This is a genomic window from Pseudomonas sp. GL_091 (assembly GCF_057837725.1).
Map to the genome: position 1 here is coordinate 4,517,108 of NZ_CM174451.1, position 12,871 is coordinate 4,529,978.

Sequence of the window (12,871 nt, forward strand, 5' to 3'; positions counted from 1 at the left end):
ACCTTCGATGGGAAGTGCTTTTGTTCTTGTTGTGAAATGGGTGTTTTCAGATTTCACTACTGGCCCGGACCGTTTCCACGCGCATACGCAGCATGGCACCGATGTCGAGCAAGGGCTTGGGCGGCAGCCAGCCGGGTTGTGCCCGTTGCATGACCGACTGCATCAGCGGCGACTCACGACCCGAGGCCAGCTCCGCCAGCAAGCGGCCCCACAGCGTGCCCCGCGCCATGCCGGAACCATTGCACCCGGCCACGGCGAACACGCCCTCCTCGACTTTGCCGAAATACGGTTGCCCGGAGCGCGAAGCGCTGAGATGGCCGGTCCAGGTGTATTCGATGTCCTGCTCGCCAAGCATCGGGAAACGCCGTTGCAACCCCAGCACATGGTGTTGGCGGCGGCTCGACAATTCGCTCAATGACAAATCCCGCGAGCGGTATTCCGCTGTGTTGCGGATCATCACCCGGCGATCCGGGGTCAGGCGCACCGTGGCCCCGAGCGGACGGGTCGACAGCACGCCCCACGACGCTGGCGCACCCAGGGCTTGAAACTCTTGATCGCTGAGCGGCCGCGTGAGGCTGGCGCTGAGCTCCATTGGGAAGGTGCCGCTGTCATCGATGCCCGAGCGAGGGATAAAGGCGTTCAGGCAGACCAATACCTGTTTGGCCTCAACGCAGCCGTTTTTACCCCGGGCACGAATTTGGCCGTTGCCCAGGCGCTCAAGGCCTGTGATATCGGTGTTCTCATAGACCGTCACTTGCGGCGGCAGGGCATCGAGCAAGCCCCGAACGTACTTCGCCGGTTGCAGCAGCGCATTGCCGTTGCCGCACCAGATCGCGGCGCGGTAGTGCCGACTGCCGAGTTTTTCAAGCAATGGCTCGCCCTGCAGAAACTGCGCGCTGGCGCCAACGGCACGCAAGGTCTGCAACTTGGCTTCGACCTGGGTCAGCTTGCGTGGATCGCTGACGGCAAAGAAATAACCCGACTCCCTGAAGTCGCATTCGATGCCATGGCGGGCAATCTGCTTGCGGACTTCATCGGCGGCTGCGCGGCCGATTGCCGTGTCCACTTGATACCCGGCGAACCCGTCGCTACCCAGTAGCTCACCAGCGGCGGGATGCTCATGGGCCACCACAAAACCCGAATTGCGCGCCGATGCCCCCTGCGCAGCCCGCTGCCGGTCGACGACCACGATGCGCGCCTGGGGGTGCATTTGCGCAAGGGCGTGTGCCGCACTGAGGCCGGTGATGCCGGCACCGATTACCAGCCAGTCGGCGTGCTGCGTGCCTTTGAGCGGATAGCGCAGGGTCGAACTCCCCGCTTGCGCAATCCAGCCACAGATATTTTCCATGTGTCACCTCAGGTTCTTGTTCTGCGAACCGTCTCGATCCAAAGCAGCACTGCATGCAGGATTTGCATAATTGGTTTTCGAAGACGGTGGCGATGACTAGAATCTAAAGGCTCAAAACACGGGCAACCAACGTTATTAAATCATCGAGGCATTCTGAAAACGCATGGACAAGATTCGCCACGTGCCCTCGCTGCAGGGCTTGCAGGCCTTGGTCGAGGTTGCCGGGTCGGGCAGCTTCACCCAGGCGGCGCAAAAGCTTTGCCTGACGCAAAGTGCGGTGAGCCGGCAGATCCAGCAGCTGGAGAGTCACTTCGGCGTCTCGCTGTTCGTGCGCAGCAGCCGCAGCCTTCAACTGACCGCGGAGGGCGAACAGGTACTGGCCAGCGCCCGCAGCATCCTCGAACAGTTGCGCACCCTCGAAGACCGGCTCGCGCCGCAAAAACGCCCGTTCCGCATTCGCATGCACGTGTCACTGGCGGTGCGCTGGTTGCTGCCCAGGTTGAGCGAGTTCTACCGGCATCACCCGGAGGTAACCCTGGCAATCGAAACCGTGGCCACCGAAGTGGTCGAGCCAGCCAGTGACAGCGATGCCTATATCCTTTACCTGCCCGAGCCGTCCGGAGCGCCGGATTGCCTGACCTTGTTCGAAGAAGCGTTGGTGCCCGTGTGTGCGCCAGGCCTGGGCACCCCGACCCAGCCATTGGCTTCGCTGGAGGATCTGTCGGGGTTCGCCTTGCTGCACCGCTCCTCCGATCAACATGACTGGCAGGTCTGGCTGTCAGCCCATGGCGGCAAGGCGCTGCATGACTATCGGCACATCCCCTTCAACCTCGACGAACTGGCGCTCGATGCCGCCGCCCGGGGCCTGGGCGTGGCAATGACCGACATGACCCTGGCCGGTGAGTCGATTCAACGGGGAGAACTGGTGATTCCGTTCGGTGAGCCATTGAAGACCCGGGGGATTTACTCGCTGTGTCTGCAACCTTCGGCGGCATCGCATCCGGCCTGCGCACCGGTGATGCAATGGTTCACCGCGCAAACCACTGCATGACTTTGTGGGAGCGAGCCTGCTCGCTCCCACAAGGGGTGCTCAATCATCCTCATGCAACTTGATGCCGCGTTTATGCAACACATGGGGCACCACCAGCACCAGCAGCGTCAGGGCAAGGAAAAACGCCGAGATCGGTTGCGTGACGAACACCGTCCAGTCGCCCTGACTGATGGACAAGGCGTTGCGCAGTTGTTTCTCCGCCATCGGCCCCAGCAGCATGCCGACGATCACCGGGGCGACGGGAAAGTCGAACCGCCGCATCAGCACCCCGCCCCAACCAATGGCCAACATCAGGATCAGGTCGAAGGATGAGTGGCGCATGCCGTACACGCCGATGGTGGCGAACACCAGGATGCCGGCGTTCAGGTACGGCCGGGGGATTTGCAGCAGTTTGACCCACAGCCCCACCAGCGGCAGGTTCAACACCAGCAGAATCACGTTGCCGATGTACAGCGAGGCCACCAGCGTCCAGACCAGGTCGGCGGAGGTTTCGAACAGCATCGGCCCCGGTTGCAGGTTGTAGTTCTGGAACGCCGCCAGCAGGATCGCAGCGGTGGCGGACGTCGGGATGCCCAGGGTCAGCAACGGCACCAGAGACCCGGTCGCGCTGGCGTTGTTAGCCGCTTCCGGGCCAGCGACGCCTTCGATGGCACCTTCGCCCTTGTTGGCGGAAAACTCCTTCGGATACTTGCTGAGTTTGCGTTCGGTGGAATAGGACAAAAAGGTCGGAATCTCCGCGCCACCGGCTGGAATCGAGCCAAACGGAAAACCGATCAGCGTGCCCCGCAGCCACGCGGGCACCGAGCGTTTCCAGTCGGCGCGGGTCATCCACAACGAGGTCAGGCGATGCCGGCCTTCGTTTGACTCCGTTTGATAGAGCAGGCTGTACAAGGCCTCGCCCACCGCGAACAAACCGACCGCCACCAGCACCACCTCGATACCGTCCACCAGTTCCGGCACGCCGAGGGTGTAGCGGGCAATGCCCGAGGTCGAGTCCAGGCCGATCAATCCGATGGTCAGCCCGACGCCCAGCGAGGCAAACCCGCGCAGCATTGAAGCGCCGAGCACCGCCGACACGGTGGTGAACGACAGCACCAGGATCGCGAAGTACTCGGTCGGGCCGAAATTCAGGGCCAGCCTGGCCACGATGGGCGCAAACAGCGTCAGCAAAATCGTGGCGATGGTGCCGGCGACGAATGAGCCGATCGCCGCCGTTGCCAGCGCAGGTCCCGCCCGGCCATTGCGCGCCATCAGGTTACCTTCCAGGGCCGTGACCATGGATGACGATTCACCGGGGGTGTTGAGCAGAATCGAGGTGGTGGAACCGCCGAACTGTGCGCCGTAATAGATACCGGCGAACATGATCAAGGCGCCGGTGGGGTCGACCTTGGCGGTGATCGGCAACAGCAGGGCCACCGTCAGCGCCGGACCGATCCCCGGCAGCACGCCGATGGCGGTGCCGAGCAGGCAGCCGATGAACCCCCACATCAGATTGATCGGCGTCAGCGCCGCGGCAAAACCCATCGCCAGGCTTGAAAGAATGTCCACGGTGTCGATCTCCTTTCAAAGCCAAATGTTGATCAGCGACGGCAGGGAAACCCCCAGCCCGGCGTTGAACAGCCAGTAGATCGGCAGGGTCAAGGCAATGCCGATTGCCAGGTCCCGCACAGGATGACGGCTGCCGAACCCCCGCGCCGAACAGGCAAACAGCAACCCGGCGGCCAGCACAAAACCGATCAGGTTGATCAGCAGCGCCACCCCGACAAGCCCCGCGGTCACCCACGCCGCACCGGTTTTTCCACCGGGCACCGTGGCGGCGTCGTTATCCAGTTCGCGAAAACCGCCACTGACGGCCTGATACCCCAGCAGCAGCCCCACTGCACCCAGAAAGGCTGCTACGACATAGGGGTAAACGTACGCCGGGAGGATCACGAAGCCCATTTCCGGTGGAAACCGGTAGGCGCCAATCGCCAGCACGACGCTGATGGCGATCAGGCCGATGCCGACCGCCAATTGCGTCGGCACCACTGCGCGCTGTGTGGCCATCTCAAAGCAGCCCGACCTTGACCAGCATGGCGTGCAACCGCACGTGTTCTTCCTCGACGAATTTGCCGAACTCATCGCCGGTCAGCACGCTGGGCGTCCAGGCGTTGGCCTGGATATTGTCCTGCCAGACCTTGCTGTTGGTGGCGGCCACGACCGCGTCGATCACCTCTTTACGCTGTTGCGGGGTAAGGCCCGTTGCACCGTAAACGCCGCGCCAGTTGCCGATCGTCACGTCATAGCCGCTCTCCTTGAGGGTCGGTGCATCGATGCCGGGAACGCGCTCCGGCGCGCCGATGGCCAGGACACGGAACTGACCGGTCTTGATGTATTGGCCCAGCTCGGCGTATCCGCCGGTGATCACCTTGAGCTGGCCGCCCAGCGCCTGGGCAACCACCTCGCCACCGCCACCAAAGGCCACGTAGTTGACCTTGTTGACCGGCACATCCAGCTTGCCCGCCAGCTCGGCGATGCCGATGTGATCCACCGAGCCCTTGGAGCCGCCGCCCCAGGTGATGCTTGTCGGATTGGCCTTGAAGGCCTTGATCAGGTCATCGAGGGTTTTGTACTCAGACTCCTTGCGCACGGCGATCACGTTGTATTCGGTGAACAGCCGGGCAATGGGCGTCACGTCCTTCAGGCTGATCTGCGGTTTGTTCTGTTCGATGCCCGCGACCATGATCGCGCCGACCACCAGCAATGCGTTCGGGTCACCCTTGGTGCTGTTGGCAAATTGCGCCAGCCCCAGGGTCCCGCCCGCCCCGCCCTTGTTCTCGAAGGTCACCGCCTTGGCCGTATTGGCCTCGACCATGGCCTTGCCCAGTACCCGGGCGGTCTGGTCGTAACCACCGCCCACCGAGCCTGGGGCCATGAATTTCACGGTATCCAGCGCGAACGCAGGTGCGACAAGCACGGCAGCGGTCAAACCGGCGGCCATGCAGCGACTGAAACGACGGATCAAAGCGGACATGGGCATCTCCTGATTGCATTGTTTTTATGGGTGCCGCTTGCCCATCGAGGTGTGCGATGAACATGGGCCTGCGATCAAGCTTAGGCCATGGATCCGGGGGTTGATCAGTTTTAAAGCGCTGCAACCCCTTGTAGGAGCGAGCTTGCTCGCGATGGTCGCTAACGATTACGCGTGTTACCTGAATAGACGCGGTGCCTTTAAGTCCATCGCGAGCAAGCTCGCTCCTACAGTGGGCGCGGTGTTCCAACCTGCGTTTCATTACAACTTTGTCATCAAGCTGTTGGTCGGCTGTCCGGATCACTTCGTTAGCCTGAACTCACTGTCAGGCCAACCACCGGCAGCCACCCTGCCCTTGTAGAGAGAGATTCGTCATGAAAATGTTGATCGCGGGTTTTGCCGCCCTGCTCGCCACCGGTTCGGCGTTTGCCGCCACCCAGTCCACCTCGCCGGTCATCCACGACAAGGACGGCTTCTATGTCCCGGTGGATGTGGCCAAAGTGCTGTCCATGACCGACCTCAACGGCCAGTGCGGCATCGTTCCGGCGCAGTTCAACTACCTCGACCACCAGGGTCGTGAGCACCAACTGGACTATCAGGTCCAGGGCGTAGGTTGCATTGGTGAGAACTGAGCGGATGCCTGTATTCACCGCCGACCGGGCTACACTTGCGCCACTGGCTCGCCCCTGTAGCCCGACCGGATCAGGCAGGTTTGCATGAACATCCTCGTAGTTGAAGACGAACCCAAGGCCGGCAATTACCTGCTCAACGGCCTGCAGGAACTCGGATACACCGTGAACCTGGCGCGGGACGGCGTCGATGGCCTGCACCTGGCCCTGGAACACGACTTCGATGTAATCGTACTGGACGTCATGATGCCGAAGATGGATGGCTGGGAAGTCCTGCGCCGCTTGCGCAAGGAAGCCGATACGCCGGTGCTGTTCCTCACCGCCCGGGATGACATCGCCGACCGCATCAAAGGCCTCGAACTGGGCGCCGACGATTACCTGATCAAGCCGTTTTCCTTCGCCGAACTGGTGGCACGCCTGCGCACCCTGACCCGGCGCGGTCCGACCCGGGAAGAAGAGCACCTGCACGTCGACGACCTGCAGATCGACGTGCTCAAGCGCCGCGTCAGCCGCGCCGGCAACCGCATCACCCTGACCAACAAGGAGTTCGCGCTGCTGCACCTGTTCGCCACGCATCAGGGCGAGGTGCTGTCACGCTCGATGATCGCCTCGCGGGTCTGGGACATGAATTTCGACAGCGACACCAATGTCGTCGATGTCGCCGTGCGCCGCCTTCGCCTGAAAATCGATGATCCGTTCCCGCTCAAGTTGATCCACAGCGTGCGCGGCATCGGCTACCGCTTCGACACTCAACCCTGAATGCAACCATGAATGCGATGACACCGCTGCAATCCGTCTCCCGTCTCAGCCACTCCCTGACCCTGCGCCTGGCGCTGGTGTTTGCCCTGCTGGCGTTTGTCTCGCTGGCGCTGCTGGGCGTGGCGCTGTACCGCGACCTGGAGCGCGAGCTGATCCATCGCGACGATATTGCCCTGATCACCCGCATCGACCAGTTGCGGACCTTCCTCAATGACAGCAATACCCTGGACCTGATCAAGGCCAAACCGGCGCTGTTCCAGAACATGATGGGCAACCGCGAGGCCCTGCTGACCATTGGCACCCCAGGCCAACCGCCGTTGCTGGTGGTCAACCCGGGTAACCTGACGATGCCGGCGCTGAGCCCGGTGGCCATGGATCATCGGCTGACCTTGAACGACGTGCAGCATTTGCCCAACGTCAATGGCGTACCGTTTTCCGCCCTGGCGGCGACCATCGACTCGGGTGACCTGGGCAGCCTGCAAGTGGTGACCGGGCGCTTGATGACCGAACGCACCGCCGTACTCGCCGACTACCGGCTCAATGTGTACCTGTTCGCCAGCGTCGCGGCGATTCTGCTGGCGCTGTCCGGTTATGTGCTGGTGCATCGCGGCCTGCTGCCCGTGCGGCGCCTGGCCCGCCACACCCAGAGCATCGACGTCGGCAACCTCAACGAACGCCTCGACAGCCAGGGCGCGCCGCTGGAACTGCTGCCGATGATCGATGCCTTCAACGCCATGCTCGACCGCCTGGACAAAGGCTTCATCCAGCTGGGCCAGGTATCGACCGACATGGCCCACGAGCTGCGCACGCCGATCAACAATTTGCTGGGCGAAACCCAGGTGGCCTTGCAGCAGAACCGCAGCACCGACGCCTATCAGCAGCTGTTGGCTTCGAATGTCGAAGAACTCGAACGCCTGGCGCGCATGCTCGACAACATGCTGTTCCTGGCCCGCACCGATCCGCGCAGTGCCTTGCGCCAGCGTCAGGAGCTGGATGCTGCCGATGAGATGCAACGCATGGCCGACTATTTCGAAGGCCCGGCGACCGACGTTGGCATCTGCATCGATGCCCGGGGCAGCGGTTTGATCTGGGCCGAGCCGATGCTGCTGCGCCGCGCATTGGCCAACCTGTGCGCCAATGCCATCAAGTATGGCGCGCCACATTCCGAGCTGTGCATCCACGCCACCCCGACCGCCGACGGCGTCCAGGTGCAAGTGCGCAACCACGGCCCGACCATCCCGGCCCGGCATCTGCCACGGCTGTTCGAACGCTTCTACCGAGTCGACGAGTCCCGCGAACGCTCGGCCCAATCCAATGGCCTGGGCCTGTCGATCGTGGCGACGATCATGCAACTGCACAACGGTGCCTGCCATGTCAGCAGTGCCGACGGCATCACCTGCTTCGAACTGTTTTTCCCGGCGCGGCAACAGCATGAGTAGTGTCTGAGCGAAAAACACATGAGGCACTTCCGACAAAACAATGCTCAAGGGTGCGTGTCATGACCTAACCTCATTGGCTATGTGACTAACAACCCGTCGAGCTCGCCGATGCGCAATGTCTTGAAGTCAATGATTTACGTCGCCTTCGCGGTTCTGGTGGCAAGCACGGGATGGCTGTTGGCGGGGGACATGGCCGACGCTCCTGCTCCTTCTCCTGCTCTTGCTCCTACTCCTGCTCTTGCCCCCGCTCCCGCTCCCGCAACCCCGATCATCAGCATCTCCGACAGCGAATTGCTGGGGGTGCAAAACCAGCTCAACAGCCTCAAGCAGCAGGTTTCCCAAGCCACCAATTACACTCAGCTGGAAAGCTCGCAGGACCTGGTGCAGGTACTGATTCAGGAGATTGAACGCCTGTCCACATCGCTGCTGCCTGGACAGGCGCAATTGCAGGCGCAACTGAACGTGCTGGGGCCAGTGCCGTTTGACGAGAACGCACAGGTGACGACTGCCATTACCTCCCAACGAGATGCCCTCGGCGAGCAAAAAGACAAGATCGACAGTCAACTCAAAACCCTGGCCGCGCTAAAAATAAGTGCCGCCGAACTGATCACCCAGATTGCCAGCATCCGGCGCAGCCTGCTGGAAGCGGAAGTGACCCAGCAGACCAGCAGCATCCTGAACCCGAGCTTCTGGTCGCCATTGTTCGCTCTGCCAATCGAGGACCGCCAGCGTTTCAGCGCCCTCATCGAGCAACTCGAGGCCACGCACCGGGCCGCCTGGCAACCCGGACAACGCGGGATCACGGCCGCCCTGCTGTTGCTCGCTCTGGTCATTTGGACCGTAGGTCGAAACCTCGCCGGCCGGGGCCTGGCGTGGCTGTGCTTTCATCGAATGCCAGCAGGCCGCCTGCGGCGCAGCTCCCTTGCGCTGGCGTCGGTGATGGCGACGGTGCTGACCGCCGGCATCGCCCTGCAACTGCTGCATTTTGCCGGGACCCGGCAACTGCCCTACCCCCCCCAGTTGGACGACCTGGCGCAATATCTGGAGAAGCTGGCCTATACCTGCGTGCTGATCACCGGGCTGAGTCGCGCGTTGTTGTCCACCAAACATCCTTCATGGCGCCTACCCGATATTGCCGATCCGGTGGCGCTGGCGATGGAGCCCTATCCGCGGTTGCTGGCCAGCCTGCTACTGGTGCTGGTAACCCTGGTACAGATGAGCAATGTCACCGGCATGAGCGCCGAAGTGGTGTTGTTCGGTCGGGGCATCGTGGCATTGGTCGCGGCACTGGTGATCGGTGCGCTGTTGTTGCGCGTCAGCAAGACGCGCAGAGACCTGATCGTTGCCGGAGAAGCCCCCGAAGGCGTCACCACCTTCGCCGGTCTGATTTACACCTTCACCGGCGTTGCCGTGGTGGTGTCCCTGTTCGCCCTGTTGATCGGCTACGTGACGATGGCCCGGTTCATCACCTATGAAATGGTCTGGATATTCATCATCTGCGCCGGTTTCTACCTGCTCACCCAGGTCTACCAGGACACCTGCGACTATGTTTTTTCGCCCCGGCAACCCACCGGCAAAGTAATCAAACAACTGCTGGGCATCGGCAATCCACGCCTGGAGCAGATCTGCACCGTCATGTCCGGGGCTGGCCGCGCCATCCTGATGCTGATCGGCGTCATTGCCCTGTTTGTCGGCGGCGTGGGGACGACGCTCGGGCAACTGGTCACCGGCACCGTGGCCGTACTCGGCGGCGAAGGGCTGCGCAAACTCAACATCGTCCCGGACAACCTGCTCAATGCCGTCCTCGCCCTGGTGATCGGCATCTACCTGATTCGCTCCTTTCGGCGCTGGCTGGATAACGAGTTCCTGCCCAAAACCGAGATGGACCCGGGCATGTGCGCCTCGCTCAGCACCCTGTTTGCCAACATCGGTTACGCGTCCGTGGTGCTGCTCACGCTGTCGTCGCTGGGGATCAAGTGGACCAACCTGGCGTGGATCGTCAGTGCCCTGTCAGTGGGTATCGGCTTTGGTCTTCAGGAGATCGTGAAGAATTTTATCTCCGGCCTGATCCTGCTCACCGAGCGTCCGGTGAAGGTCGGCGACCTGATCAGCATCAGCGGCGTCGAAGGCGATATACGACGGATCAACGTGCGGGCCACGGAAATTCAACTGGCCGACCGCTCGATCATGATCGTGCCCAACTCCCACCTGATTTCCCAGAACCTGCGCAACGTCACCCTCGGCGGCAGCGCCCAGGGCGTGGTGATACTCGAACTGATGTTCCCGCTGGATATCGATCCGGAGCTGGTGCAAAACCTGCTGATGGACACCTACACCGAGCATGAATCGATCCTGGACAAACCGTCACCCTTCCTGCGCTTCAGTCAGCTGAAACCTGAAGGCATCACATTGACCATCACCGGTTATGTCGGCAGCCCACGCACGGTCGGCGCGATCAAAAGCGAGCTGCTGTTTGAAATTCTCAAGCGGCTGGGAGCCGCCGGGATTGAACTGGCGAAATCGCCTGCCGCGTGATGTTTAATCACGCGGCAGGCAGTCGCTACATCAATGGGCGATGCACACAGACTTGAGCTCGGTGTAAGCCTCGATCACCGCACGACCAAACTCGCGGCCCATGCCCGATTGCTTGACGCCACCGAACGGCATCGCCGGGTCGAGCAGCACGTGGGCGTTGACCCACACGGTGCCGGCTTCGATGCGTGGCACCAGGTTCATGGCTTTGCCCAGGTCGTTGGTCCACAGGCTGGCGGCCAGGCCGTAGCGGTTGTCGTTGGCCAGTGCGATCACGGCGTCTTCGTCGTCGAATGGCATCACGCCCAGCACCGGGCCGAACACTTCTTCGCGGGCCACGGCCATGCTGTGGTCGATGTCCGCGAGAATGGTTGGCTGCACGAAGAAACCATCACCCTCCAGCAGCTCGCCGCCAGTCACTACCCGCGCACCTTGCTGGCGGGCCAGTTCGATGTGCTTGAGTACGCTTTGTTGTTGCTTGCGCGACACCAGCGGGTTGATTGCCGCGTCGCAATTCATGCCGGCGCCAATCGGCATCGAGGAGACGACGGCGGCCAGGGCTTCGACGAATTGGTCGTGGATCGAGCGGTGCACGTAGAAGCGCGAGGCGGCGGCGCAGACCTGGCCGTTGTTCAGCAAACCGCCGAGGATCGCGCCCTGCACGGCTTTTTCGATGTCGGCATCGGCGAGCACGATCATCGGATTTTTGCCGCCCAGTTCCAGGGAGAAGCGCGTCATGTTTTCCATGCACGCCACGCCAACGCTCTTGCCCACGGCGGTGGAACCGGTGAACGACACTTTGCTCACCAGAGGATGCGCGGTCAACACGCCGCCAACGGAGGCGCCGCCACCGGTGACCACGTTGAATACGCCAGCCGGGATGCCGGCTTCCAGCGCCAGTTCAGCCAGACGCATGGCGGTCAGCGGGGTTTCCATGGCCGGCTTGATGATCACCGTGCAACCGGTGGCCAGGGCCGGCATCAGCTTCCAGGCGGCGATCAGCAGCGGGAAGTTCCACGGCACGATGCCGACCACCACGCCTACCGGCTCACGCTTGGTGAACGCGGTGAACTTGGCGCCCGGTGGCAGCGGGATCGACACATCGAAGGTCTGGCCTTCGATCTTGGTCGCCCAGCCGGACATGTAGCGCATGAATTCCACTGTGGCGTTGAGGTCCAGCGCGCGGGCCATGTTGATCGACTTGCCCTGGCTCAGGGTTTCCAGCTGGGCCAGTTCCTCGGCGTGTTCTTCGACCAGGCGGGTGAAGTTCAGCAGGATGCGTTCACGGTCCGCCGGGCGCAGGCTCGACCACACGCCAGACTTGAACGCCTTGTGGGACGACTGCACGGCGCGCTCGACGAGTTCCAGCGGCGCATCCAGGGTTTCGCACAGGGTTTGCCCGGTGGCCGGGTTGACCACGGCGATGCTGTCGCCCTCGGCAAGCACCCACTGGCCATCAATGAAGCAGCCGTGACGACGTTCGAGGAATGCAGCAACCTGGGGCAGGATTTCAACGTTGCTCATAATTCACCTTTCATTCAGACGAGTTGTTCAGGCGCCAATCCGGCCTGATCAGTGTTGTTCTTTGAGGAAGCACGCGACCGCCTGGCGGTCGTCGGCGGAAGCCAGGCCCATGTAGGGCATGTAGGTGCCCGGCACGAAGGCCTGGGGCTGGGTGATCAGTTGCGTGATGTTCTCGGCCTGCCAATCGACGTCTTTGTCGCGCATGGCCTGGGAGTAGCTGAAGCCCGCCAGCGAGCCGGACTTGCGCCCATACACACCAAACAGGTTCGGTCCCATCATGCCGGTCGTGCCCTTGGTCACCGCGTGGCAAACGCTGCACTCAGTGGCAAACACTTCGGCACCACGGCGCATGTCCGGGGCGCACTCGGCGGCGGACACCGCCTGAACCAGGGTGAAGGACAACAAACCGATCAGGGGCAAACGCAGCGAAGTGAACATAGGAAAACGACCTTGAAAATCCACGCGCCCGCCAGCAGGCGAACGCCAACACTAAAAATGCCGAGGCAAGGGTGCTTCGGCAGGTTGGTAGGGATTGTCGGTGGTCGCCGGCACGCAGGTTTTGCCCTGCGTGCCAGTTGT

11 protein-coding genes are annotated in these 12,871 nt (G+C 62.3%); 5 read left to right on the top strand and 6 right to left on the bottom strand.

Annotation, left to right across the window (positions count from 1 at the left end; genetic code table 11):
- Nucleotides 1-46 precede the first annotated feature (46 nt).
- On the bottom strand, nucleotides 47-1,348 hold the full coding sequence (locus AC3ITY_RS20465; RefSeq protein ID WP_489304590.1) for an NAD(P)/FAD-dependent oxidoreductase: 1,302 nt from the start codon (nucleotides 1,346-1,348) through the stop codon (nucleotides 47-49).
- Between the two features lie 163 nt (nucleotides 1,349-1,511).
- Here AC3ITY_RS20465 and AC3ITY_RS20470 point away from each other — a divergent pair, with 163 nt between their 5' ends.
- Nucleotides 1,512-2,399: a LysR substrate-binding domain-containing protein gene (locus AC3ITY_RS20470; RefSeq protein WP_489304591.1), complete on the top strand. Its 888-nt coding sequence runs from the start codon at nucleotides 1,512-1,514 to the stop codon at nucleotides 2,397-2,399.
- Between the two features lie 39 nt (nucleotides 2,400-2,438).
- Here the strand turns inward: AC3ITY_RS20470 and AC3ITY_RS20475 are convergent, their stop codons facing one another.
- Genes AC3ITY_RS20475 through AC3ITY_RS20485 form a run of 3 tightly spaced genes read right to left on the bottom strand, consistent with a single transcriptional unit; the run spans nucleotide 2,439 to nucleotide 5,412 of the window.
- The gene (locus AC3ITY_RS20475; RefSeq protein ID WP_223456068.1) at nucleotides 2,439-3,947 is read right to left on the bottom strand and encodes a tripartite tricarboxylate transporter permease; all 1,509 of its coding nucleotides are present in this window, start codon (nucleotides 3,945-3,947) and stop codon (nucleotides 2,439-2,441) included.
- Nucleotides 3,948-3,962: 15 nt separating this feature from the next.
- Nucleotides 3,963-4,445 (bottom strand): tripartite tricarboxylate transporter TctB family protein, encoded by a 483-nt coding sequence (locus AC3ITY_RS20480; RefSeq protein ID WP_223456069.1) that lies wholly within the window; start codon nucleotides 4,443-4,445, stop codon nucleotides 3,963-3,965.
- Nucleotide 4,446: 1 nt separating this feature from the next.
- Nucleotides 4,447-5,412: a Bug family tripartite tricarboxylate transporter substrate binding protein gene (locus AC3ITY_RS20485; protein ID WP_489304592.1), complete on the bottom strand. Its 966-nt coding sequence runs from the start codon at nucleotides 5,410-5,412 to the stop codon at nucleotides 4,447-4,449.
- Between the two features lie 371 nt (nucleotides 5,413-5,783).
- Here AC3ITY_RS20485 and AC3ITY_RS20490 point away from each other — a divergent pair, with 371 nt between their 5' ends.
- From AC3ITY_RS20490 to AC3ITY_RS20505, 4 genes are all read left to right on the top strand, one after another.
- Nucleotides 5,784-6,041 carry a DUF2790 domain-containing protein gene (locus AC3ITY_RS20490; RefSeq protein ID WP_489304593.1) on the top strand — a complete coding sequence of 86 codons (258 nt, stop codon included), beginning with the start codon at nucleotides 5,784-5,786 and terminating at the stop codon, nucleotides 6,039-6,041.
- 84 nt (nucleotides 6,042-6,125) lie between these two features.
- Nucleotides 6,126-6,797: a heavy metal response regulator transcription factor gene (locus AC3ITY_RS20495; protein ID WP_150758709.1), complete on the top strand. Its 672-nt coding sequence runs from the start codon at nucleotides 6,126-6,128 to the stop codon at nucleotides 6,795-6,797.
- An 8-nt stretch (nucleotides 6,798-6,805) separates the two neighbouring features.
- Nucleotides 6,806-8,236, top strand: a complete 1,431-nt coding sequence (locus tag AC3ITY_RS20500; RefSeq protein ID WP_489304594.1) for a heavy metal sensor histidine kinase — start codon at nucleotides 6,806-6,808, stop codon at nucleotides 8,234-8,236.
- A gap of 108 nt (nucleotides 8,237-8,344) precedes the next feature.
- On the top strand, nucleotides 8,345-10,771 hold the full coding sequence (locus AC3ITY_RS20505; RefSeq protein ID WP_489304595.1) for a DUF3772 domain-containing protein: 2,427 nt from the start codon (nucleotides 8,345-8,347) through the stop codon (nucleotides 10,769-10,771).
- Between the two features lie 30 nt (nucleotides 10,772-10,801).
- Here the strand turns inward: AC3ITY_RS20505 and AC3ITY_RS20510 are convergent, their stop codons facing one another.
- Both AC3ITY_RS20510 and AC3ITY_RS20515 read right to left on the bottom strand, forming a co-directional pair.
- Nucleotides 10,802-12,292: an aldehyde dehydrogenase family protein gene (locus AC3ITY_RS20510; RefSeq protein WP_489304596.1), complete on the bottom strand. Its 1,491-nt coding sequence runs from the start codon at nucleotides 12,290-12,292 to the stop codon at nucleotides 10,802-10,804.
- Between the two features lie 48 nt (nucleotides 12,293-12,340).
- On the bottom strand, nucleotides 12,341-12,730 hold the full coding sequence (locus AC3ITY_RS20515; protein WP_489304597.1) for a c-type cytochrome: 390 nt from the start codon (nucleotides 12,728-12,730) through the stop codon (nucleotides 12,341-12,343).
- Nucleotides 12,731-12,871: the final 141 nt, after the last annotated feature.

Coding starts and splice junctions, on each gene's coding strand:
- AC3ITY_RS20490 (WP_489304593.1), top strand. CDS start 5,784: ATGAAAATGTTGATCGCGGGTTTTGCCGCCCTGCTCGCCACCGGTTCG.
- AC3ITY_RS20485 (WP_489304592.1), bottom strand. CDS start 5,412: ATGTCCGCTTTGATCCGTCGTTTCAGTCGCTGCATGGCCGCCGGTTTG.
- AC3ITY_RS20470 (WP_489304591.1), top strand. CDS start 1,512: ATGGACAAGATTCGCCACGTGCCCTCGCTGCAGGGCTTGCAGGCCTTG.
- AC3ITY_RS20500 (WP_489304594.1), top strand. CDS start 6,806: ATGAATGCGATGACACCGCTGCAATCCGTCTCCCGTCTCAGCCACTCC.
- AC3ITY_RS20515 (WP_489304597.1), bottom strand. CDS start 12,730: ATGTTCACTTCGCTGCGTTTGCCCCTGATCGGTTTGTTGTCCTTCACC.
- AC3ITY_RS20510 (WP_489304596.1), bottom strand. CDS start 12,292: ATGAGCAACGTTGAAATCCTGCCCCAGGTTGCTGCATTCCTCGAACGT.
- AC3ITY_RS20505 (WP_489304595.1), top strand. CDS start 8,345: ATGCGCAATGTCTTGAAGTCAATGATTTACGTCGCCTTCGCGGTTCTG.
- AC3ITY_RS20495 (WP_150758709.1), top strand. CDS start 6,126: ATGAACATCCTCGTAGTTGAAGACGAACCCAAGGCCGGCAATTACCTG.
- AC3ITY_RS20480 (WP_223456069.1), bottom strand. CDS start 4,445: ATGGCCACACAGCGCGCAGTGGTGCCGACGCAATTGGCGGTCGGCATC.
- AC3ITY_RS20465 (WP_489304590.1), bottom strand. CDS start 1,348: ATGGAAAATATCTGTGGCTGGATTGCGCAAGCGGGGAGTTCGACCCTG.